This is a genomic window from Streptomyces sp. NPDC030143, assembly GCF_055573695.1.
The window spans coordinates 137,303-156,817 of sequence record NZ_JBVIAY010000012.1; the positions used below are offsets into that span (position 1 = coordinate 137,303).

Below are 19,515 nucleotides of genomic sequence, written 5' to 3' on the forward strand. Positions count from 1 at the left end.
CGGGCGGGTCAGCCGCCGTAACGCCGGTGGCGGGCGGCGTAGTCGCGCAGGGCGCGCAGGAAGTCCACCTTGCGGAAGGCCGGCCAGAAGACGTCGCAGAAGTAGTACTCCGAGTGCGCCGTCTGCCACAGCATGAATCCGGACAGCCGCTGCTCGCCGCTGGTGCGGATGACGAGGTCGGGGTCGGGCTGGGCGCCGGTGTACAGGTGGCGGCCGATCATGTCGATGTCGACGGAGTCGGCGAGGTCCTCCATGGCGACGCCCTTGTCGTGGGCGTCGAGGATCATCGAGCGCACCGCGTCGGCGATCTCCTGACGGCCGCCGTAGCCGATGGCGACGTTGACCAGTATCCCGTCGACGGGGGCGGTGGCCTCCTCGGCCTCCTTCAGGGTGCGCTGCATCCCGGCGGGCAGGAGGTCGAGCGTGCCGACGTGGTGCACGCGCCAGCGGCCGTCCGCGGCGAGGGTGCGCACGACGTCCTCGATGATGCCGAGGAGCGGGACGAGCTCTTCCTTCGCGCGGTCGAAGTTGTCGGTGGAGAGCAGCCAGAGGGTGACGACCTCGACGTCCGTCTCCGAGCACCAGCCGAGGAACTCCTCGATCTTCTCGGCGCCCGCGCGGTGGCCGTGCACGGTGGTGGAGCCGGCGGCCTTCGCCCAGCGGCGGTTGCCGTCCATGATGACGCCGATGTGCTTGGGCACCTGAGCGTGGTCCAGGTGGCCTTCCACCCGGCGCGCGTACAGCCTCACCAACAGGCCGCGCAGCTTGTCGCGCAGGTTCACGTGAATGTCAGCCCCTCCGTTGCGGATACGGGTCCCCGCGAGGCGGAAGCCTACCCCCGCGGGGCGCGGGTCAGGACGCCGGGGTCGGTCGAAGCGTCGGTCCGCACGCGACGCACCCGGGAGCGGGCACAAAAAACGGGCCGGTCCGTGGGGGGGAGACGGACCGGCCCGAGGGGGGGTTTCCACCATAACCCTTCGTGAGGGATGACGGGGGCATCGGCGCACCACAATTACTCTCCGGATTCGCCCGACGACGCCGCGGTGGTCTCGGGAAGCGGTAATCATGGGTGATGCGTGGCCGAAAGGCAGCGGAATCCCAGGCAAAGGGGACCCTCCACCGGCGGAAGTGGAGGTTTTGGGGCCGCTTGAGCGGGGTCGGGCGGGAGGTGCGGCCGTCCCCCCGACGGGCTACCCGGGCACGGCCACCGCCTTGACGCGAACGTCACCGCGCAGCCCCCTCCACTGCGCGGTGACGCCCGCGCAGCTTTGCTCACGCGAATTGCCTGCGCTTGAACTTACGCGAGGCGGGGGCTTGATGCGTGTCGTTCGCGATAACGATGTGGAAACCGCGTGGAGGTTGCCGGTCGTTCTGTGGCACGTTGAGTGGAATGTCCTGTTCACCTGTCCGCGCGTCACCCGCGAAGAGGACAGGATCCGTCCTCTTCGCCCTCTAGCGTCGAACGCATGACACTGAGGATCGGTTGGCGAGAGGCGAACGCGCGGCGGCTCGGACGACAGTTCCTGGCCAATCCCGGTTCGCCGGGCCCCCGGGCGCCCGAGGACGTCGTCGCGGCGATGCGGGGTGCCCACGCGCAGGTTCCGTCGGCCTCGGAGGTGTCGGTCGGGGTGCGGGCCGAGGGGGTGACGCGGGCGGACGTGCGGGCGGCGCTGTACGAGGACCGCTCGCTGGTGCGCACGCACGGACCACGCGGCACCGTCCATCTCCTTCCCGCTCGCGAACTGGCGTTGTGGAGCGCGGCGCTGACGGCGGTACCGTCCGGCGCCGGCCCGTTCGCCCCCGACGTGCGGCTCGACGAGGACCGGGCCGCACGGGTGGTGGCGGCGATCGGGGACGCGCTCGACGGCACGTGCCTGACGGTGGACGAGCTGGACGCCGAGGTCGTCGCCCGCACCGGCCCGTGGGCCGGGGATCCGGTGGTGCCCGCCTTCCAGACGATGTGGCCGCGCTGGCGGCAGGTGCTGCACCGGGCCGGTCAGGCGGGCGTCCTGTGCTTCGGCCCGAACCGGGGCCGCAAGGTGACCTACACCCGGCCGCCGCACTTCACGCCGCTGCCGCCGCGGGAGGCACTGCGCACGGTCGTGCGCCTCCACCTCACCGCCTACGGCCCGGCCACGCCCCGGGACTTCGCGCAGTGGCTCGCCGCACCGCCGCGCTGGGCCGGCGGGCTGTTCGAGGAGCTGGCCGCGGAGGGGGAGATCGAGGAGGTCCTCTTCGAGGGCGCCCCGGCGTGGGTGGCGGCCGGTGACACGGACTTCCCGGACACGGCCGCGCGCGGCGTCGCGCTGCTGCCGTACTTCGACGCGTACGTCATCGCGTCCCAGCCCCGCGCGCTGCTGTTCCCGGGGGCCGCCTCACGGCGGGCCCTGGCGGGCGGACAGGCGGGCAACTTCCCGGTGCTGCTGGTCGACGGCGTCGTCGCCGGCGTGTGGCACCAGCGACGCCGGGGACGCCGTACGACGGTCACGGTGGAGCCGCTCGGACGGCTGACGCCACGGCAGGAACGCGAGCTGGGCGAGCGGGCGGAGCGGGTGGGGGACGTGCTGGAGGCGCGGGCCGAGCTGGTGATCGGCGAGGTGACGGCCGGGCCGCACGCCTGAGGTCCCGTCACCCCCGGGGCTTGCGGGCCTCCACCAGGTGCCGGGTGCTGTGGGCGACGAACGGGCCCTCCGACTCGATCCGCTCGTGCAGCGCACGCAACCGCGCCTCGTACGCCGGCGCGGTGAAGCCCGGCACCATCCACACCACCTTGCGCAGGAAGTGGACGACGGCGGCGATGTCGTGGAACTCCACCCGCAGCCGCTCCGCCCGCAGGTCGACGACCTCCAGGCCGGCCGCCTCGGCGTCGGCGCGCTCACGGTCGGGGTGACGCCCGTGACTCACCTCCTCCGGCTGCGGTCCGAGGAAGTACTCCACGAGTTCGAAGACGCTGCGCGGGCCGACGTGCTGCGCGAAGTAGGTGCCGCCCGGTTCGAGGACCCGCGCGACCTCCTCCCACGGGGGCCGTACCGGGTGCCGGCTGGAGACCAGGTCGAAGGTGCCGTCCGCGAAGGGCAGCGGCGCGTCCTCGGGCGACGCGACGACCGCGACGCCGCGCGGGCGCAGCAGGGCGGTGGCCTTGGCGACGTTGGCCGGCCAGCCCTCGGTCGCGACGGCGAGGACCGGGGCGGCGGGGGCGGCCCGGCCGAGGGCGAAGTCCAGTACCTCCCCTCCCCCGGTCTGCACGTCCAACGCGGCCCGAGCGGCCGCCAGGCGGCCGGCGAGGGCCACCGCGTAACCCCAGGACGGGCGTTCCTCGGTGGCCCGGCCCTCGAACCAGGAGAAGTCCCAGCCCTCGGTGGGGACGGCGGCGCCCTCGGCGACGAGGTCCTCGAAGGAGCGGGGGTGAGGGTTGTTCGGGGAACTCACGGGGACGCGCTCACTTCACGAGGGGGCGGACGTCGTCTCCGGCGAACCGGACGAAGCCTTCGGGGTCGGGATCGTCCGCCGTCGGCAGCAGGACGACCGTGTCGGCTCCGGCGTCGGCCAGGCGCCGGACGGCTTCGGCGACCTCGGCCGCGTCACCGGCGACGCCGAGACCGGGGGTGCCGGCCAGGCCGGTGGCGGTCAGCTCGCGCTCCAGGCGGGCGGTGGCGTCGGTTCCGGTGGCGGCGAAGAGATAGACGACGATCCTGTGCCCGGCCGTGGGACGGCCGGCCGCCGCCCGGCCCTCCTCGATGATCCGGCGGGCCTCGCGCACGCCCTCCGCCGAGAAGGACTCGTTGAGGACGGTGCCGTCGGCGACCTCGCCGGACAGTCGCAGGGTGCGCGGCCCGATCCCGCCGACCAGCACTTCGGCGCCTCCCTCAGGCGGCCAGTCCAGGGCGACGTCGTCGAGCGTCACGTACCGGCCCCCGGTCGTGATCCGCTCGCCGTTCAGCAGGCCGCGCAGGGCGAGGGTGTACTCGCGCAGCAGGGTCAGCGGGGACGCGGGGCGCGCGCCGACCTGGCCCATCCAGTCCTGGACGCCGTGGCCCACGCCGAGGGTGACCCGGCCCGGGAACATGCGGTGCAGGGTGGCGGCCTCCATCGCGGTGAGGGCGACGTTGCGCAGCGGGACGGGCAGCAGACCGACACCGATCCGCACCCGCTCGGTCCAGGCGAGCGCGGCGGCCGCCGACGAGATCCCGGCCTCGCGGAAGCAGTCCTCCCACAACCACAGCTCGTCGAGTCCGGTCCCGTCGGCGAGACGGGCGACGGCGCGCAGCCGTTCGGGGGGCAACTGGGGGCGGAAGACGGCACCGAGTTCGGTCATGGCCTCCTTCCTAGCGGTCGCCCCGGCTCGCGACAACCGGTTTAGAGCGCCGGACAAAAGGGGCGGCCGATCAGCTCGCGGCGTCCGGTGCGTGCGATCGCGAGGCGAGCGTGCGTGCCGGGCGTCACGAGCCGGGCTCCCTTCTGCAAGGACCCCTCATCGCTCGGCCGCGCCGACGCGGGCGTACCGGAGCAGCACCACCCCGTTGCCGAAGGCCCGGTGCTCGACGAGACGCAGGTCGGCCGGGACGGAGGTCTGCGGGAAGAGCGGGGTGCCGGCGCCGACGAGGACGGGATGGACGTAGATCCGGAACTCGTCGACGAGCCCCTGCCCCAGGAACGCCGCCGCGAGGTGCGCGCCGCTGAGGGCCAGATCGCCGTCGGCCTGCGCCTTGAGCGCCGCGACCTCCTCCGGGACGACGTCGCGGACGACGGTGGTGTTCCAGTCGGCGTGCCGCAGGGTCCGCGAGTACACGAACTTCGGCATGTCCCGCCAGATGCGGGCGAACTCGACGACGGTCTCGTTCGCCTCGGGGTCCTGGTCGGCGGTGGGCCAGTAGTCGGCCATCAGCTCGTGGGTGACCCGGCCGCTGAGCAGGGCGCCGTACCGGACGATCGTGTCGTTGAAGTGCCGGTGGAGTTCCTCGTCGACGCGGTGCCAGGAGATGTCGCGGCCGGGCGCCTCGGTGTAGCCGTCGAGGGAGACCGAGCTGAACAGGACGACGTTGCCCATCGCGCACCTCGCTGGTTCGGCGGATGCCGGCCAGGGTATGCCGGTGGGGACGCGAGGGGTGGGACGTGGGGGACGGAACGTGAGGCGTTGGCGTGACGGGCACGGCCGGCTGACCGTGCCGGGGGACCGCGGGACGGCGGTGAGCGTGCCGCTGGAGATCGCGGCCTCGTACCGCGCGCGGACGAGGGGCCTGCTGGGACGGGACGGGGTCGAGGGCGCGCTGCTGCTGACCCCCGCCGGGAGCGTCCACACCTTCGGCATGCGGATCCCCGTCGACGTCGCCTACCTGGACCGCCGCCTGACCGTGATCGCCGTCCGCACGATGCCGCCGGGCCGCCTGGGGCTGCCCCGCGTCCGGTCACGCCACGTGCTGGAGGCGGAGGCGGGAGCCATGGCCGGCTGGGGGGTCCGGGCGGGCGCACGGGTGGAGGTGGAGGTTTCGGGGGCCGGGCCGGGAGGGCCGGACGTCAGCTCGCCGTGCGCGGGAACGTGACCTCCACCCGGCGGTTCTTCTTGCGGCCGGCCTCCGTCGAGTTGTCGGCGATGGGGTACTGCTCGCCGTAGCCGCGCACCTCGAAGGTGATGCCGGGGTCGTTCAGATCGCCTGCGAGGGCGGCCTGGACGGCGTCGGCGCGCTGTTTCGACAGCACGTCGCCGTGGGCCGAGGAGCCGAGGTCGTCCGTGAAGCCGAAGACGCGGACCCGGGCGGTCCGCTGCTTCTTGATCTCCGCGGCGATCACGGCGATGCGCGCCCTCGCCTCGGCGCCGAGTTTCGCGCTGTCCTTGCCGAAGAGGACCTCCGCCTGGAGGGCGAACGTCACGTCGGCGTTGGTGTCCTCCCGTCGCTCGTCGCCGCTCTCGTCCTCGACGACCTGCTTGATGTCGAGGACCTTGGCCTCGGCGAGCGTCGCGCCCTCGGGCAGCTTCAGGTCCGGGTCGTTGGGATCGACCTCGACGGGGGCGGTGGCGGTGGGTTCGGTGCCGGGCGGGACGCTGGGACCGTCGGCGTGGGCGAAGGGGGCCGCACCGACGATCACGACCATGGCGGTGACGACCGCCGGCACGAGACGTGGTGTCATCGCCCGCCTCACCCCGAGATCCTCACGACCGCGCTGGGGAACAGCGGCAGCTGGAAGGTGACGTCGGCGGTGCCGGCGGGCGGGGCGGGGAACTGCAGGAAGACGTCGATCGCCTCGCCCGCCTTGAGGGTCGAGAAGCCGGTGGTCGTCAGGGGGCGGCCTTCGGTGTCGCGGAGGACGTAGTAGCGCTTCTTGCTCTTGGAGTCGACGAGGGTGGCTCCGCCGAGGGACAGTCCGTTGTTGATGATCTCCGTCTCGTTGCCGCTCAACGCGGAGGGGATCACGGCCTCCGTTCCGCTGTCGTTCTTCAGGGCGCCGTTCACCGTGACGAAGCCGCCCGCGTCCCGCACGGCCGAGGTGATCTGCAGAAGGAGCCCGCTGGGGCCCTTCAGTTCCGCCAACGGCTCGGCGGACTGTCCTTCCTGCGCGCTCGGCTGCGATCCACTGCCCCGGGAGGCGGAGGCCGAGTTCTGCGGCTTCTTGTCGTCGTCGCCGCCCCCGCTGCAGGCGGCCGCACCCAGGACCAGCCCGCTCACGGCGGCCAGCGCGACCATCCCCCTGCGGGCTTTCGCCGTGAACCGCATGCTCATCACTCTGCTTCCTTCTCCACTCGTCGTTCGCTCGTCAGCCGGTGACCAGGTGGACGTCGAAGAGGTCCTCGGGTCCGGGCAGGTCGGTGAGGTCCTCCGGATCAAGCTCCCAGTCCACGTCCCCACAGGTGAGCACCGGCAGTGCGTCGTCCCCGGCCTCCTCAACCGGCGCTGGTGTGTTTTCCTCGGTCCCTTCGCCCGGCGCTGGTGTGTTCTCCTCGGCCCCTTCACCCGGCGCTGGTGTGTTCTGGTCGCCGCCTTCACCCGGCGGCTCGAACGAACACAGCGACTCGACCACCGCGGTGGCGGAGGCGTGTGCCCTCGTGGTGCTGGTGACGGGGATGACGGAGTCACCGGCCGACGTGTTCGCCCGGACCCTGACCGTGGTGCGGAGGCCGTCCTTGCAGTCGTCCACACTCGCGTCGTTCTGCGCGGCGAGCTCGTAGGCGCGCCAGCACGACGGCTCCAGACCCACCTCACCTTCGAAGATGTCCGGCCACTGTGTGGGATCGAGAACGGCCTCGAGCCACTTGCCCGCGAGCTGGTCCCTGGTCTCCTGGGCCGCCGCCAACGCCGCCGCGTCGGCTGCGGTCTGGGCTCCGCTGCGGTTCACCGCGGCCTGCCCGACCGCGAAGTACGCGAACGCGAGAAAGAGCAGGCCCGCCACCACCGTGAGGTAGATGGGGAAGACCTGCCCTGCGTCGCCGTGCCCACGAGACTGTTGCGTCAGGGTGCGACCTTGGAGATCTGCGCCCTGAGTTTGTCCACGATCGTCTGCCCCAGGTTCGTGTTCGCGATCAACACCACGATCGCCACCACCACCGCGATGATCCCCAGATACTCCACCGCCGTCTGCCCCCGGTCCCCGCCCCGGCGACGGGCGGCCCGTACCGTCGTGTTCCTCCAGCCGCTCACCCGGACCCTGGCCGCGACGACGGTCTTCAGCATCAGGTCGCTCATGGCGTTCCTCTCCGTTGGGGGCGCTACCGGTGTCAGGAACGTAGAGCGGAACGCGCGGCTCGGCAGAGGGTCCCAGGGCCCAATTGCGGGCCCACTCGGGGGTGCGGCGGGGGCTCATGACGTCGCCGCCGTTCCCAGCCACTTGGCCGCCGCCTCGGAGCGGCTGGTGCTGTGCAGCTTGGCGAAGATGCGGTTGATGTGGTTCTTGACCGTCTTCTCGCTGATGAAGCACATGGCGGCGATCTGCTGGTTGTTCATCCCCGACGCGATGAGGTCCATGATCTCCGCCTCCCTCGCGCTGAGCCGGAACCCCCGACGTGACTGTCCCACAGGCGATTGCAGTTGCGAAAGCGCTTTGGGGGAAGTCCCTGGAAAATGGGCCCCTGAGGGTGATTCATCGTGTGCGATCGCACTCGACGCCCGTAGGTGCGCGAGCACCGCCGTTGCCGCCGTCGGGGTGAGGTGCGCCCGGCCTGCGCCGATGTCGCGTACCGCCGCCGCCAGTTGGTCCACGGTGAATTCCCCGTGGACCAGATAGCCTCCCGCCCCCCGCCGCAGGGCCTCCTGGACCGTCTCCGGCTCGTCGCTGTAGGTCAGCATCAGCACGGGGGCGAGGCCGGTCAGGTGGGGCAGGGCGGCGAGGCCGTCCACTCCGGGCATGCGGACGTCCAGCAGGACCACGTCGGGGCGGTGGCGCGCTGCCGCCTCGCAGGCCTCGCGGCCGTCGGCCGCCTCCGCGACGACCGTGATGTCGTCGCGGCCCGACAACAGGGCCGTCAGGCCCGCCCTGACCACGGGGTTGTCGTCGGCGACGAGCACGCGTAAGGGTGCGCGGCGCGCGGGCGCCGGGATCGGTTCACGGGGCTCCGGCATCCGGCGGCCTCCTTCGCTGATGGTCCGGTCCGAGCGGGAGGTGCAGCAGTACTTCCGTGCCGCGGGTGTGCAGCCCTCGGCCGACGTGCAGGCGCGCGCCCATGGAGGCCGCGCGTTCCGCCATGCCGACGAGCCCGAAGTGGCCCGTGCTGCGCAGCTGTTCGAGAGTGGTGCCGGGCGGGAGGCCGCTGCCGTCGTCCAGGACGCTCACGCCGAGGACGTCGTCGCGGACGCCCGCCCGCACCTCGACACGGGTGGCGTCCGCGTGGCGGTGGGCGTTCTCCAGGGCCTCCGAGACGATCGTGAGGAGGTGCCGGGCCGCGGCCGGCGGCAGAGGGAGCGTCATGCGCTCGCCCGTCGGGCGGTAGGTGGCCGGCATGCCGGTCCGGGCGGCGAAGTCCCGGGTGCGCGACTTCAGTTCACCCAGGACGTCGACGGTTCGGCCCGGGTCCGGGCCCGTCTCCCGGCGCAGGTCGGTCAGGAGTTCGCGGGACTCGGCGGCGGCGCGGCGCGCGGCGCGGGCGACCAGTTCGGCCTGCTGTCGCACCAGGGCCGGGTCCATGCGGGCCGACCCCGCCGAGCGGGCCAGGCCGTCGGCGGCGAGGGCGATGCCGTGCAGGGTCTTGGCGACCGAGTCGTGCATCTCCCGGGCCATCCGGGCGCGTTCGGCGGCGACCGCCTCGGTGGCGGCGAGACGGGCCTTGACGCCGGCCAGGGCCTGGGTGGCCGCGCCGAAGCGGAGCATGAGGCCGCGCAGGGTCGAGCCCGCGGCGCCCGTGATGACGCAGAAGCCGGGCAGCAGCAGCCGCTCGGCGACCCCCGCGCCCGACTCGCGCTCCAGGGTCGTGTGGACCAGCAGCAGGATCAGCGACTGGAGGGAGGCGAAGCAGGCGCCGCCCCGCCAGCCGTAGACGATGCCGGCGACCAGCGGGGTGCAGACGCTGACGTACGCCAGCGTGGTGTCCGGGCCCGCCGAGATCAGCAGCAGGGTGCCGAGCAGGGTGTCGACGGCCAGCAGGGTGGGGTGGCGCAGGAGGAGGGGGCCGAAGCGTTCCCAGTCGCGGAAGAGGACGTACGAGCCCATGAAGGTGACGACGACGGCCGCGCCCACCAGCCGGGCACCCAGGCCCGGTGAGGCGTTGAGGAGGGCCGCGGGGGCCGCCAGGGCGATCATGGCGAGGCGGAAGCCGAACACCTGACGGCACATCGCCTGGAGGGCGTTGACCTGGAGGGGGATGGAGGCGGGCTCCTCCGGTGCCTCGTCACGGGCGTCGGCGCGGGCCCGTCCCGCCGCGCCGCCCCACCCGCGCGTCATCGCCGTCAGCGCCATCGCCCTGCCCCTCACTCACCCGTGATCGAGCTGAAGTCCGTGCCGGAGCCGAGCAGCATGCCCGCGCCGAGGAGCAGCATGGTGGCCGGGACCATGAACGTGGTGATCATCAGCGTGGCCTTGGGGACCGCGCGGGCCGCCTTGCGGCGGGCGTTCTGGGCGTCCGTACGGCGCATGTCCTTGGCGATGGAGACCAGGGTGTCCACGATCGGCGCCCCCAGTTCCTCGCCCTGCTGGAGGGCCGTGACGAACATGGCGACCTGCTCGGAGTCGTTGCGCCGGCGCAGTTCCCCGAAGGCCTCGCGGCGGCTCATGCCGAGGTCCATCTGACGCAGGGTGATGCGGATCTCGTCCGCCCAGGGGCCCTCGTACCGGGACGCCACCCGGTCCAGGGCCTGGCGGAAACCGAGGCCGGCGCTGACCACGACGGCCAGCACGTCGAGGAAGTCCGGCAGGGTCCGTTCGATGGCGTCCTTGCGCACCCGGATCGCGGCCCAGATGCCGACCTCGGACCACAGCGCGCCGAAGGCGACCATGAGCAGGGCCGCGAAGTAGCTGCCCTGGAGCAGCGCCACCAGGCCGCCGAGGGCGCCGATCGCACCGTAGACGGCGCGGCGGGCCGCGTAGCGGTCGAGGGTGAGGCCGCCGGGGTTGCCCGCGAGGTCGATCCTGCGGCGGTAGCGGGCCACCTGCCGCGGGCCCATCAGCCGCAGGACGGCGGGGGCGTACCGCATGCCGAGCCGGTCGACGAGGGAGCCGACGGCGCCGGTGCGGGTGGCGCCGACCTCCAGGGCGAGGGCGAGGTCCGCGGGGAGCTTCGCCTCCGCCCGGTACATGCGCAGTCCGGTGAAGACGCCCCAGACGGCGAGGCCCATGAGCAGGGCGAGCAGCAGTTCCATGGCGGGTGCCTCCTTCCTGCGTCAGACGTCGATCCGGGACATGCGGCGGATGAGGAGGAAGCCGACCGCGTACAGCGCGAACGCGATGATCACGGCGGCCTGGCCGACCGGGGAGGCGGTCATCCGGTCCAGCGCGCCGTCCTTGACGCTGTCCATCAGGAACAGCGCCCCGACGCCGAGCACCGGCACCGCGTACGACGTCATGCTCACCTGCGACAGCTGGGTGCGCACCTCGCGCCGGGTCTCCTTGCGCTCCTCCAGCGTCTCCGTCAGGTTGCGCAGCGCGCCGACGACCTGCCCGCCGGCCCGGTTGGACAGCACCAGCGTGGTGACGAGGACGACGAGTTCACGCGAGGGGAGCCGGTCGGCGAGTTCCCCGAGGGCGTCGTCGAGGGAGTGGCCGACGGTCAGCTGGTCGGCCACCTTCGCCAGTTCCTCGCCGGCGGGGGCCTCCAGTTCCTCCGCGGCCATGCCGATCGCGGTGCGCAGGGCGAGTCCGGCGTTGGTGGCGTTGGCCAGGATGCGGGCCAGTTCGGGGAGTTGGTTGATGAACCGTTCGATGCGTTTCTGGCGCTGCCAGTCGAGGAACTGCCAGGCCGCCCAGATGCCGAGGAGGCCGGCCAGCGGGCCGAAGAAGGGCGCCAGGGTGGCCTGCCCGATCAGCCACAGCGCGACGGCCGTCGCCAGCATGGAGGCGAAGAACTCGCCCGGGGTGATGTCCAGGCCCGTCGCCGCCAGCTTCCGCGCCAGGGTGCGGCCGAGGGTCGTCCGGCGCAGCCGGCGGTCCAGGGAGCGGAAGCGGCGCCGGCGGCCGGTGAGCGGGACCTGGCCGGTGGCGGAGAGGCGGTCGACCAGGGCCGCGCGCTGGGCCCGGCCCCGCGCGTAGGTGTGCACGCCCGCGACGGCCAGCACGCAGGTCAGGAGGGTGACACCGCTGGTGAGGGTGATCAGGGTCTGGAGATCCATGGGGTCGTGTCCTGCCTGTCCCGTCTGTCCTGTCCGTCTTGCCGGTCTCGTCTGCCGTGCGGGTCTCGTCTACCTGGCTTCACGCGTGGTCAGTTCGTCGAGCGTGCGGGCCACTCCGAAGGCCTGCGGTACCGGCTGGCTCGCCATGTAGAGGCGGTCGGCGGCGCGGCGCGGGAGCGGGAAGTACTCGAACGCGCCGTACACCCGGCCGTCGGCGGCCATAGGCCGGGCGGTGAAGCGGGCCACGGTCGCGAGGCGGAACGGCTCCCCGCCATGGCTGTCGAGCAGCGCGATCTCGGTCACCCGCCGCGCCCCGTCCGCGAAGCGGGTGAGCTGGACGACGACGTCGACGGCGCTGTTGATCTGGTCGTGCAGGGCGACGAAGGGGATCTCGACGTCCGACATGGAGGCCAGGGTCTGCAAGCGCATCAGCGCGTCCTCGGCGCTGTTGGCGTGGACGGTGGCCAGGGAGCCGTCATGGCCCGTGGACATCGCCTGGAGCATGTCGAGCGACTCTCCGCCGCGGACCTCGCCGACCACGATCCGGTCGGGCCGCATGCGCAGCGAGTTGCGGACCAGGTCGCGGATGGTGATGCGGCCGTTGCCCTCGACGTTCGGCGGCCGGGACTCCAGGCGGATCACGTGCGACTGCTGGAGCTGGAGTTCGGCGGAGTCCTCGATGGTGATGATGCGCTCGCCGTCGGGGATCAGGCCCGACAGCGCGTTGAGCAGGGTCGTCTTGCCGGTGCCGGTCGCACCGGAGACGATCACGTTGAACTTCGCCTGCACCAGCCCCGCCAGCAGGTACAGCATGGGCTCGTCGAGCGAGCCGAAGCCGATCAGCTCGTGCAGGGTGAAGGAGCGCGGGAAGCGGCGGATGGTGAGGGTGGGGCCGGTCAGCGACAGCGGCGGGATGATCACGTTGACCCGCTCGCCGGACGGCAGGCGCGCGTCCACCATCGGGTTCGTCTCGTCGACACGGCGGTTGACCGTCGAGACGATGCGTTCGATGGTCTGCATCAGCTGGTCGTTCGAGGCGAAGCGGAGCGGGAGCTGTTCGACCCGGCCGGCCCGCTCCACGAAGATCGCGTCCGGGCCGTTCACCATGATCTCGGTGATCGACGCGTCCTCGAGGAGCGGCTCGAGGATGCCGAGGCCCAGCGCCTCGTCGACGACCCGGCGGATCAGCTGCGCGCGTTCGCCCGTCGAGAGCACCGGGCCCTCGCGGCTGATGATGTGCCCGAGGACCCGTTCGAAGCGGGCCCGGCGCTCGGCCGCCGCCAGCGAGCTCATCTCCGCGAGGTCGATCTCCTCCAGCAGCTTGGCCCGGTAGGAGGTGACCAGGTGGCCCTCCTCGCCCCGGTTGCCGTTCTCCTCGGGGGAGGTGATGCGTGCCCGCAGGCTCATGGGTGGCCGCCTTCCTTCAGTGGTCGACCGGCATGGTGGCGGTCTTGCGGGCCGTGCCGAAGTCGCCGATGCCGGGGATGACGGAGGGGATCCTGACGGTGGAGGTGACCCGGACGTCGTCGCCCGTGTACGCGGGCAGGCAGCTCGCCGCCAGCCAGCTGCTCACCGCGTTGCGGCAGTCCGACCGGTAGTCCTCGCGCAGGGCCGCGCTGCGGGCCCCCGCCCGCGCCGCCGTCCCGGCCTGCTGCGCCGCGTACGCGATCAGCCCGAGCTGGACGCCGGCCAGGCCGAGCAGCAGCAGGATCGGCAGGAAGCCCAGGTACTCCAGCGCCACCTGCCCCCGGTCACGGCGCCCGCGGTGTCCGTACGCCATCTCAGTCGTCCTCTTCCTCTACGGCTCCGGCGCGGCCGTGCACCGTGAACGGGAAGTCGATCAGGCCGGGGAAGAGGACGGGCACGCGCAGGGAGACGTCGGCGGTGACGTACCCGGAGGACGAGCAGGTGACGGTCGCGCCGGACCGCCACGCCCCCGACAGCTTCCGTTTGCCGGCCTGTTCGCACACTGCCTGCCGCTCCCCCCGGTGCGCCGCCGTCCCCTCCCGCACCGCCTCGTCGGCAGCATTCCCCGCGAGCGTGAACGTGTATCCCACCAGCACGCACTGCCACACCACCACCAGGGTCACGATGATGAGGGGAGTCATGCCGAGGAGTTCGATGGTGACCTGGCCCCGGTCCCCGCCGGTCCGTGTCCTCGTCCGTCGCATCCCGGTCACTCCCTCCTGCGCCGGAAGCCCACGGCGCCTCGGTCCCCGCCGCGGGCCCGGCCGCCCCGGCGCGCGGCGTGCTCGCCGCCCTCCGGCCTGACCAGGCCCAGCTCCCCCGCGAGCGCCCACAGGGCCTGGCGGACCGAGCCCTTGGGGTCGAGGGCGTCGATCCGGCCGGCGTCGACGGCCGCCTGGAGCTCCCGGAAGTGGGCGGGGACGGTGGTCGCCGCGACGGCCGTGCCGGTGATCTTCTGGATGAGCGACGGCTGGATCTCCGTAGCGCGGCTGTGACGGTTGACGACGACCGTCGTCTCCTCGGCCTTGCGGATCTGGAGGCGGTCCCACATGCGCACGGCGCGTTTGGCGCCGCGGACGGCGACGACGTCGGGGGTGGTGACGAGCAGGGCGCGGTCGGCCAGCTCGACGACGGCGGCGCCGGCGCCGCCGAGCTGGGCGCCGCAGTCGACGACGACGACCTCGTAGCGGGAGCGCAGGGCGCCGACGATCTGGCGGGCGGCGTGGTCGGTGACCTCCTCGCCGCGTTCGCCCTCGCCGGGGGCGAGGAGCAGCGCCAGGCCGCTGTCGTGGCGGAAGACGGCCTCGGCGAGGATGCGGGGCGAGATGTCGGTGATGGCGGCGAGGTCGACGACCGAGCGGCGGAACTGGACGTCCAGGTAGGAGGCGATGTCGCCGGTCTGGAGGTCCATGTCGACCAGGGCGGTGGAGCGTCCGGACGCCTGGGCGGCGAGGGCGAGCTGGACGGCCGTCAGGGTCGCGCCGACACCGCCCTTGGCGCCGCTGACGGTGACGACGGTGCCGCCGGCGCCGGTGAACACGTCACCGGCGAGCCCGAGGTGACGTCGTACGCCGACCGACCACTGGGCCACCGCCTGTACCCGCAGGGCGAGTTCCTCGTAATTCAGCGGCAGGGTGACCAGGCCGCGGGCCCCGGAGTCCATGGCGGCGGCGAAGAGGCCGGGGCTCGCGTCGGTGGTGACGAGGACGACGCCGACCGCCGGGAAGCGCAGGGCGACCTCACGCACCAGCTCCAGCGCCGGTAGGGGGCCGATGCGTTCGTGGACGACGACGACCTCGGGCAGTTCCTCGACCGAGGCGGCGGCGAGGCGGGCGAGGGTGTCGATCAGCTGGGTGGAGTCGGCGACCGGGGTGACCGGTTCGGCGTCGGGGAGCCGGCTGAGCAGGGTGGTGAGAGCGCGGACCGCGTCCGGGTCGCCGACGGCCGGGAGGATCCTCGTGGGCATGGCGGCGGCCTCTCACTTGTCCGTGGCGAGTTCGTACGTGCGGTCCTGTTCGGGGACCGCGGTGTCGGTGCCGGGCGCCACCAGGGCGAGCCGCACGCGCTTGGCGAAGGACTCGGCGTAGGTGATGCGCTGGGCGTCGAGGGTGGACAGCGCGAAGGTGATGGGGACCGCGTCGGTGGGCTCGCGCCCGCGGTCGTCGGCGTCGGGTTCCAGGGCGGTCAGGTCGCCGACGTCGAGGACCCGGGCGTTGGTGACGATGATCTTCGACTGGTCGGGGTCGGACTCCTTGGCGCCCTCGAAGGTGGCGTAGACGTTGACGGAGGAGCCCGGGGTGATCTTGCCGGCGACGCCGGTCGCCGCGTCGATCATGATGGCGACCTCCTGCTGGCCGGGCTGGAGGGCGGGCTGGTCGACGACCATGTCGCTCTGGAGCAGGGAGCCCTTCTTCAGGGTCGTCACGGCGATCTTGCCGCGGATGACGGACAGGTCCGTGACGGCGTTCGCGGACAGCCAGCGCTCGGGCACCTCGATCTTCTTGAACTGGCCCGGGGAGAGGGTGGTGTAGGGCGCCACGTCGGCGCGCACCTCGTACGCGGTGACCTCGGGGCCGACCTTGGACTGCACGTCGTCGATGACGGAGAGCACGCCGGCGAAGGCGCCGAGGGCGCACAACACCGACAGGATCAGGAGGATCACGCCGCGGCGCTGACGGGAGTTCATGAACCGTGCAACCTCGTTGGGGGTCGGGTCGAGCGGGAACGAACGGAGTGGACGGAGCCGGTGTCAGCCGCCCGCGGTGAGCGCGCGGGTGGGGCGGGTGGTGGGTTCGGGGGCGGGTGGCGGGGTGGCGCAGCAGAAGACGCAGCGGTCGCCGATGACATCGACGCCGCACCAGTGGCAGACGGTCTGCCGCACGGAGGTGACCAGTTGGTAGAGGACCGACAGGTCGGGGAGGTAGGCGCAGAACTCGATCAGCTTTCCGGTGCCCCACCAGGCGGCGGACTCGGCGGGCAGGTCCGTCTCGTGCAGCCCCTGGGTCTTCCAGGCGGGGGCGAGGGTGCCGGTGACCCAGTCGGACGTCAGCCGGCCGCGGGCCACCAGCATCCACGTCCCGAACTCGGGCCCGTCGAGGGCCGTGTCGGGCCCGGCCTTCACCAACTGCGGCTGGGGATGGGCGAGGACGCCGAACTGGCTGCCCGGCACCCAGGAGCGGGCGTGCGACGTCAGGCCGACGGGGACGCGGTCGAGGCGGGCGACGGAGGCGAGGAGCGCGCCGGCGTGGATGTAGTGGGTGAGCAGCCGTCCGGCCGAGGCCAGGACGCCGGGGCTGAGGTCGCAGGAGGCGAGCTGTCGCAGCTGCCGGGCCAGGACGGCGAGCCCGAGCGGGGGCAGGTCGGGCCGGAACAGGGCGATGCGGTCGCTCTCCAGCAGGGAGCGGATGGTGTGCAGCCGCTGCTCGACGGCCGCGGACACGGCCCGCGAGTACACGACGACGACGTGGCCGTGCTGTTCGACCAGGGCCTGGACGTCGGCGACGGCCTGGTCGAGGGGCCGGCGGTCCAGGGCGTCGAGGACGGCGGCGGGCAGGGTCCGTTCGTCCTGCGGCGGCAGCGCCAGACCGGCGCCGGTCACGGCAATGGCAGTTGGCACGCGCAGCTCCCCGATTCCGCGGTCCGGCCCACCGGCGTTACTCCGGTGCACCGGGGTGACTTCATTGCGTGACTACTCCAGCACTGTATCGACGCCCCTGTGGCCGGAGAACCGCTTTCCACAGCCGGTGGGCAAGTCTTCTGCGAACTCTCCTGCATCAATTGCCGTGAAACAGGGGCATGTTGCGCACACCGCCCCTCCGCGGCCGCACCTCTTGACAGCGGGATTGGTCTGGACCAACGTATTGTCATGTCCCCACTTAAACGATCGATGCGACGGTGGTCGGGCGCGGTGACCGCCGCCCTCGTCCTGTCCCTGGCGGGCGCGGCTCAGGCGTCCGCCGCGGACGTCGACAACGCCCGCAACGCCGGCTTCGAGTCCGGCCTGGCCCACTGGACCTGCTCGGCGTCGAGCGGTACGGCCGTCTCCTCCCCCGTGCACACCGGCGCCTCCGCCCTGAAGGCCACCCCGGCGGGGCAGGACAACGCCCGCTGCGCCCAGACGGTCGCCGTCCGGCCCGGCTCCGCCTACACCCTCGGCGCCTGGGTCCAGGGCGGCTACGCCTACCTGGGCGTGACCGGCACCGGCACCACGGACGTCTCCACCTGGACCCCCGCCTCCACCACCTGGAAACAGCTGTCGACGACCTTCACCACGGGCCCCTCGACGAACTCCGTCACGGTGTACCTGCACGGCTGGTACGGCCAGGCCCCCTACCTCGCCGACGACGTCTCGGTCCACGGCCCCGACGGCGGCGGTGGCGGTGACCCGGACCCGACGGTCCCCGCCGCTCCGAGCGGACTCGCGGTCTCGGGGACGACGTCGTCGTCGGTCTCCCTGTCGTGGAACCCGGTGTCCGGCGCCACCGGCTACGGCGTCTACCGCGACGGCACGAGGGTGACGGCGGTGACCGGCACGTCGGCGACGGTGACCGGGCTCGCCGCCTCCACCTCGTACGGCTTCCAGGTCACGGCGACGAACGCGGCCGGTGAGTCGGTGAGGTCGACCGCGGTGACGGGCCGGACGGCCGGGACCGGCGGAGGCGACGGGGGCGGCGGGGGCTCGGTGCCCAGGCACGCCGTGACCGGCTACTGGCAGAACTTCGACAACGGCGCGACGGTGCAGCGGATCTCCGACGTCCCCGCGCAGTACGACATCATCGCCGTGGCCTTCGCGGACGCGACGAGCACCCCCGGCGCGGTGACCTTCACCCTGGACTCGGCCGGCCTGAACGGCTACAGCGTCGACCAGTTCAAGGCGGACATCCGGGCCAAGCAGGCGGCCGGCAAGAAGGTGATCGTCTCGGTCGGCGGGGAGCGCGGCACGGTCAGCGTGAACGACGCGGCGTCCGCGAGGAACTTCGCGGACTCGGTCCACGCGCTGATGCGGACGTACGGCTTCGACGGCGTCGACATCGACCTGGAGAACGGCCTCGACGCGACCTACATGACCCAGGCGCTGCGCGCGCTGTCGGCGAAGGCGGGCCCCTCGATGGTCCTCACGATGGCACCGCAGACCATCGACATGCAGTCGCCGTCCAACGCCTACTTCCGGACCGCCCTGAACGTGAAGGACATCCTCACGGTCGTCAACATGCAGTACTACAACAGCGGTTCGATGCTGGGCTGCGACGGCAAGGTGTACAGCCAGGGCTCGGTGGACTTCCTGACGGCCCTGGCCTGCATCCAGCTGGAGAACGGCCTCTCGCCCGCCCAGGTGGGCCTGGGCCTGCCGGCCTCCCCGCGCGGCGCGGGCAGCGGTTACGTGTCGCCGGCCGTGGTGAACAACGCCCTGGACTGCCTCACCAGGGGAACGGGCTGCGGTTCCTTCACACCGCCGCGGACCTACCCCGACCTGCGGGGCGCGATGACCTGGTCCACCAACTGGGACGCGACGGCGGGCAACGCGTGGTCGAACGCGGTGGGCCCCAAGGTGCACGGGCTGCCGTAACCGGCGGCCCCGGGGTCGCCGCCGTGGGCAGCCGGACGTGCGCCGGCCGCCCACGGGGCGCCCTGAACGCCCGCCTCCGGGGCCGGGCCGGGGCCTCAACTGCCGTCGTCGTACGGGCCGCCCCGGAAGTACACGGCACCGTAGGGGCGGGGGCGGTCACCGCGTTCGTGGGCCGTGTCCGAGCGGTCTGCGGGGGCCGAGCGGCCCGCGAGGGCCCCCAGGGTGTGCAGGCCCGCCAGGATCTCGGTGCGGTGGGCGGCGCTCTTCATCCAGCGGGGCAGGCGGGCGAACATCGCCCTCGTCGGGCGGCTGACCCCCCGTTCGCGCAGCGCGGCGCCGACGTACGCGGCCAGCGCGTCGACGTGCTCCTCGTCGTACGCCCACAGGATCCGGCCCGCGCACCGGGTCTGCAGCCACAGCGGCCGTCCGAAGAACGGGTCCTCCGTGCCGCCCGGCGCCACCCCCACCAGCCCGCGCCCCTTCGTCCGCGGCTCCCATGCGGCGACGGCCCCGCACGCTCCGCAGACCAGGCGGCGGGGCTGGAACAGCAGCTCGCTGAAGTACTTCGGCGCGGGCAGACCGGGCCGGGGGACGACCAGGGCGCGGCCCCCGCACCGCGGGCAGACCACGAGCATGCGGCCGGTGAACTCGGCCAGTTGGCGTCCCGGGTCGTGGTGGCGGGCAGGTGCGGTACTCCGCTCGGCGTCCATGGCGGCCACTGTCGCACGCCGGGCGTCG

22 protein-coding genes are annotated in these 19,515 nt (G+C 72.8%); 3 read left to right on the plus strand and 19 right to left on the minus strand.

Features of this window, described 5'->3' with window-relative positions:
* Positions 1 to 8 precede the first annotated feature (8 nt).
* Positions 9 to 782 (minus strand): isoprenyl transferase, encoded by a 774-nt coding sequence (locus ACZ4YY_RS21650; RefSeq protein WP_468292458.1) that lies wholly within the window; start codon positions 780 to 782, stop codon positions 9 to 11.
* 684 nt (positions 783 to 1,466) lie between these two features.
* On the opposite strand from ACZ4YY_RS21650, the gene ACZ4YY_RS21655 reads away from it, so the two are divergent.
* Positions 1,467 to 2,621: a winged helix DNA-binding domain-containing protein gene (locus ACZ4YY_RS21655; RefSeq protein WP_468292460.1), complete on the plus strand. Its 1,155-nt coding sequence runs from the start codon at positions 1,467 to 1,469 to the stop codon at positions 2,619 to 2,621.
* Positions 2,622 to 2,628: 7 nt separating this feature from the next.
* Here the strand turns inward: ACZ4YY_RS21655 and ACZ4YY_RS21660 are convergent, their stop codons facing one another.
* The 3 genes from ACZ4YY_RS21660 to ACZ4YY_RS21670 all read right to left on the minus strand — a co-directional run bounded on the left by ACZ4YY_RS21660 (position 2,629) and on the right by ACZ4YY_RS21670 (position 5,047).
* Positions 2,629 to 3,429: a methyltransferase domain-containing protein gene (locus tag ACZ4YY_RS21660; protein ID WP_468292461.1), complete on the minus strand. Its 801-nt coding sequence runs from the start codon at positions 3,427 to 3,429 to the stop codon at positions 2,629 to 2,631.
* A 10-nt stretch (positions 3,430 to 3,439) separates the two neighbouring features.
* The gene (locus tag ACZ4YY_RS21665) at positions 3,440 to 4,315 is read right to left on the minus strand and encodes an LLM class flavin-dependent oxidoreductase (RefSeq protein WP_468292464.1); all 876 of its coding nucleotides are present in this window, start codon (positions 4,313 to 4,315) and stop codon (positions 3,440 to 3,442) included.
* 156 nt (positions 4,316 to 4,471) lie between these two features.
* Positions 4,472 to 5,047, minus strand: coding sequence for a dihydrofolate reductase family protein (locus tag ACZ4YY_RS21670; RefSeq protein ID WP_468292466.1), 576 nt, complete (start codon positions 5,045 to 5,047; stop codon positions 4,472 to 4,474).
* A gap of 37 nt (positions 5,048 to 5,084) precedes the next feature.
* Here ACZ4YY_RS21670 and ACZ4YY_RS21675 point away from each other — a divergent pair, with 37 nt between their 5' ends.
* Positions 5,085 to 5,540 carry a DUF192 domain-containing protein gene (locus ACZ4YY_RS21675; protein WP_468292468.1) on the plus strand — a complete coding sequence of 152 codons (456 nt, stop codon included), beginning with the start codon at positions 5,085 to 5,087 and terminating at the stop codon, positions 5,538 to 5,540.
* Here the strand turns inward: ACZ4YY_RS21675 and ACZ4YY_RS21680 are convergent.
* From ACZ4YY_RS21680 to ACZ4YY_RS21745, 14 genes are all read right to left on the minus strand, one after another.
* The gene (locus ACZ4YY_RS21680; protein WP_468292471.1) at positions 5,515 to 6,126 is read right to left on the minus strand and encodes an OmpA family protein; all 612 of its coding nucleotides are present in this window, start codon (positions 6,124 to 6,126) and stop codon (positions 5,515 to 5,517) included. The two genes, ACZ4YY_RS21675 and ACZ4YY_RS21680, sit on opposite strands and share 26 nt — an antisense overlap.
* Before the next feature lie 8 nt (positions 6,127 to 6,134).
* Positions 6,135 to 6,716 (minus strand): hypothetical protein, encoded by a 582-nt coding sequence (locus ACZ4YY_RS21685; protein ID WP_468292474.1) that lies wholly within the window; start codon positions 6,714 to 6,716, stop codon positions 6,135 to 6,137.
* Between the two features lie 34 nt (positions 6,717 to 6,750).
* Entirely contained in the window at positions 6,751 to 7,446 is a 696-nt protein-coding gene (locus ACZ4YY_RS21690; protein ID WP_468292691.1) for a pilus assembly protein TadG-related protein, read from the minus strand.
* A complete protein-coding gene (locus ACZ4YY_RS21695) occupies positions 7,443 to 7,676 on the minus strand; it encodes a hypothetical protein (protein WP_468292693.1) in 234 nt (77 codons plus the stop codon). Before ACZ4YY_RS21695 ends, ACZ4YY_RS21690 begins: the two co-directional genes overlap by 4 nt.
* 114 nt (positions 7,677 to 7,790) lie before the next feature.
* Positions 7,791 to 8,549, minus strand: a complete 759-nt coding sequence (locus tag ACZ4YY_RS21700) for a response regulator (protein WP_468292476.1) — start codon at positions 8,547 to 8,549, stop codon at positions 7,791 to 7,793.
* Positions 8,533 to 9,879 carry a sensor histidine kinase gene (locus tag ACZ4YY_RS21705; RefSeq protein WP_468292479.1) on the minus strand — a complete coding sequence of 449 codons (1,347 nt, stop codon included), beginning with the start codon at positions 9,877 to 9,879 and terminating at the stop codon, positions 8,533 to 8,535. Before ACZ4YY_RS21705 ends, ACZ4YY_RS21700 begins: the two co-directional genes overlap by 17 nt.
* Positions 9,880 to 9,890: 11 nt before the next feature.
* A complete protein-coding gene (locus tag ACZ4YY_RS21710; protein ID WP_468292481.1) occupies positions 9,891 to 10,778 on the minus strand; it encodes a DUF5936 domain-containing protein in 888 nt (295 codons plus the stop codon).
* A 21-nt stretch (positions 10,779 to 10,799) separates the two neighbouring features.
* Positions 10,800 to 11,744, minus strand: a complete 945-nt coding sequence (locus ACZ4YY_RS21715) for a type II secretion system F family protein (RefSeq protein ID WP_468292483.1) — start codon at positions 11,742 to 11,744, stop codon at positions 10,800 to 10,802.
* Positions 11,745 to 11,813: 69 nt separating this feature from the next.
* A complete protein-coding gene (locus ACZ4YY_RS21720; RefSeq protein ID WP_468292486.1) occupies positions 11,814 to 13,151 on the minus strand; it encodes a CpaF family protein in 1,338 nt (445 codons plus the stop codon).
* Between the two features lie 16 nt (positions 13,152 to 13,167).
* On the minus strand, positions 13,168 to 13,524 hold the full coding sequence (locus tag ACZ4YY_RS21725) for a TadE/TadG family type IV pilus assembly protein (RefSeq protein ID WP_468292488.1): 357 nt from the start codon (positions 13,522 to 13,524) through the stop codon (positions 13,168 to 13,170).
* A 1-nt stretch (position 13,525) separates the two neighbouring features.
* Entirely contained in the window at positions 13,526 to 13,915 is a 390-nt protein-coding gene (locus ACZ4YY_RS21730) for a pilus assembly protein (RefSeq protein WP_468292491.1), read from the minus strand.
* Between the two features lie 5 nt (positions 13,916 to 13,920).
* The gene (locus ACZ4YY_RS21735; protein ID WP_468292493.1) at positions 13,921 to 15,177 is read right to left on the minus strand and encodes an AAA family ATPase; all 1,257 of its coding nucleotides are present in this window, start codon (positions 15,175 to 15,177) and stop codon (positions 13,921 to 13,923) included.
* Between the two features lie 12 nt (positions 15,178 to 15,189).
* Entirely contained in the window at positions 15,190 to 15,897 is a 708-nt protein-coding gene (gene cpaB, locus ACZ4YY_RS21740) for a Flp pilus assembly protein CpaB (protein ID WP_468292495.1), read from the minus strand.
* 63 nt (positions 15,898 to 15,960) lie between these two features.
* Entirely contained in the window at positions 15,961 to 16,827 is an 867-nt protein-coding gene (locus ACZ4YY_RS21745) for a hypothetical protein (protein ID WP_468292498.1), read from the minus strand.
* A 249-nt stretch (positions 16,828 to 17,076) separates the two neighbouring features.
* Here ACZ4YY_RS21745 and ACZ4YY_RS21750 point away from each other — a divergent pair, with 249 nt between their 5' ends.
* Complete coding sequence (locus tag ACZ4YY_RS21750) at positions 17,077 to 18,777, plus strand: chitinase (RefSeq protein WP_468292501.1); 1,701 nt, start codon at positions 17,077 to 17,079, stop codon at positions 18,775 to 18,777.
* Between the two features lie 95 nt (positions 18,778 to 18,872).
* Here ACZ4YY_RS21750 and ACZ4YY_RS21755 read toward each other — a convergent pair whose 3' ends face one another.
* Complete coding sequence (locus ACZ4YY_RS21755) at positions 18,873 to 19,487, minus strand: hypothetical protein (protein WP_468292504.1); 615 nt, start codon at positions 19,485 to 19,487, stop codon at positions 18,873 to 18,875.
* Positions 19,488 to 19,515: the final 28 nt, after the last annotated feature.

Excerpts from the sequence above, each read along its gene's own strand:
- ACZ4YY_RS21710 (WP_468292481.1), bottom strand. The coding sequence starts at position 10,778 with ATGGAACTGCTGCTCGCCCTGCTCATGGGCCTCGCCGTCTGGGGCGTC.
- ACZ4YY_RS21715 (WP_468292483.1), bottom strand. The coding sequence starts at position 11,744 with ATGGATCTCCAGACCCTGATCACCCTCACCAGCGGTGTCACCCTCCTG.
- ACZ4YY_RS21670 (WP_468292466.1), bottom strand. The coding sequence starts at position 5,047 with ATGGGCAACGTCGTCCTGTTCAGCTCGGTCTCCCTCGACGGCTACACC.
- ACZ4YY_RS21655 (WP_468292460.1), top strand. The coding sequence starts at position 1,467 with ATGACACTGAGGATCGGTTGGCGAGAGGCGAACGCGCGGCGGCTCGGA.
- ACZ4YY_RS21750 (WP_468292501.1), top strand. The coding sequence starts at position 17,077 with ATGTCCCCACTTAAACGATCGATGCGACGGTGGTCGGGCGCGGTGACC.
- ACZ4YY_RS21700 (WP_468292476.1), bottom strand. The coding sequence starts at position 8,549 with ATGCCGGAGCCCCGTGAACCGATCCCGGCGCCCGCGCGCCGCGCACCC.
- ACZ4YY_RS21720 (WP_468292486.1), bottom strand. The coding sequence starts at position 13,151 with ATGAGCCTGCGGGCACGCATCACCTCCCCCGAGGAGAACGGCAACCGG.
- cpaB (WP_468292495.1), bottom strand. The coding sequence starts at position 15,897 with ATGAACTCCCGTCAGCGCCGCGGCGTGATCCTCCTGATCCTGTCGGTG.
- ACZ4YY_RS21665 (WP_468292464.1), bottom strand. The coding sequence starts at position 4,315 with ATGACCGAACTCGGTGCCGTCTTCCGCCCCCAGTTGCCCCCCGAACGG.
- ACZ4YY_RS21705 (WP_468292479.1), bottom strand. The coding sequence starts at position 9,879 with ATGGCGCTGACGGCGATGACGCGCGGGTGGGGCGGCGCGGCGGGACGG.
- ACZ4YY_RS21725 (WP_468292488.1), bottom strand. The coding sequence starts at position 13,524 with ATGGCGTACGGACACCGCGGGCGCCGTGACCGGGGGCAGGTGGCGCTG.
- ACZ4YY_RS21730 (WP_468292491.1), bottom strand. The coding sequence starts at position 13,915 with ATGCGACGGACGAGGACACGGACCGGCGGGGACCGGGGCCAGGTCACC.
- ACZ4YY_RS21685 (WP_468292474.1), bottom strand. The coding sequence starts at position 6,716 with ATGAGCATGCGGTTCACGGCGAAAGCCCGCAGGGGGATGGTCGCGCTG.
- ACZ4YY_RS21755 (WP_468292504.1), bottom strand. The coding sequence starts at position 19,487 with ATGGACGCCGAGCGGAGTACCGCACCTGCCCGCCACCACGACCCGGGA.
- ACZ4YY_RS21695 (WP_468292693.1), bottom strand. The coding sequence starts at position 7,676 with ATGAGCGACCTGATGCTGAAGACCGTCGTCGCGGCCAGGGTCCGGGTG.
- ACZ4YY_RS21680 (WP_468292471.1), bottom strand. The coding sequence starts at position 6,126 with ATGACACCACGTCTCGTGCCGGCGGTCGTCACCGCCATGGTCGTGATC.
- ACZ4YY_RS21675 (WP_468292468.1), top strand. The coding sequence starts at position 5,085 with ATGCCGGTGGGGACGCGAGGGGTGGGACGTGGGGGACGGAACGTGAGG.
- ACZ4YY_RS21735 (WP_468292493.1), bottom strand. The coding sequence starts at position 15,177 with ATGCCCACGAGGATCCTCCCGGCCGTCGGCGACCCGGACGCGGTCCGC.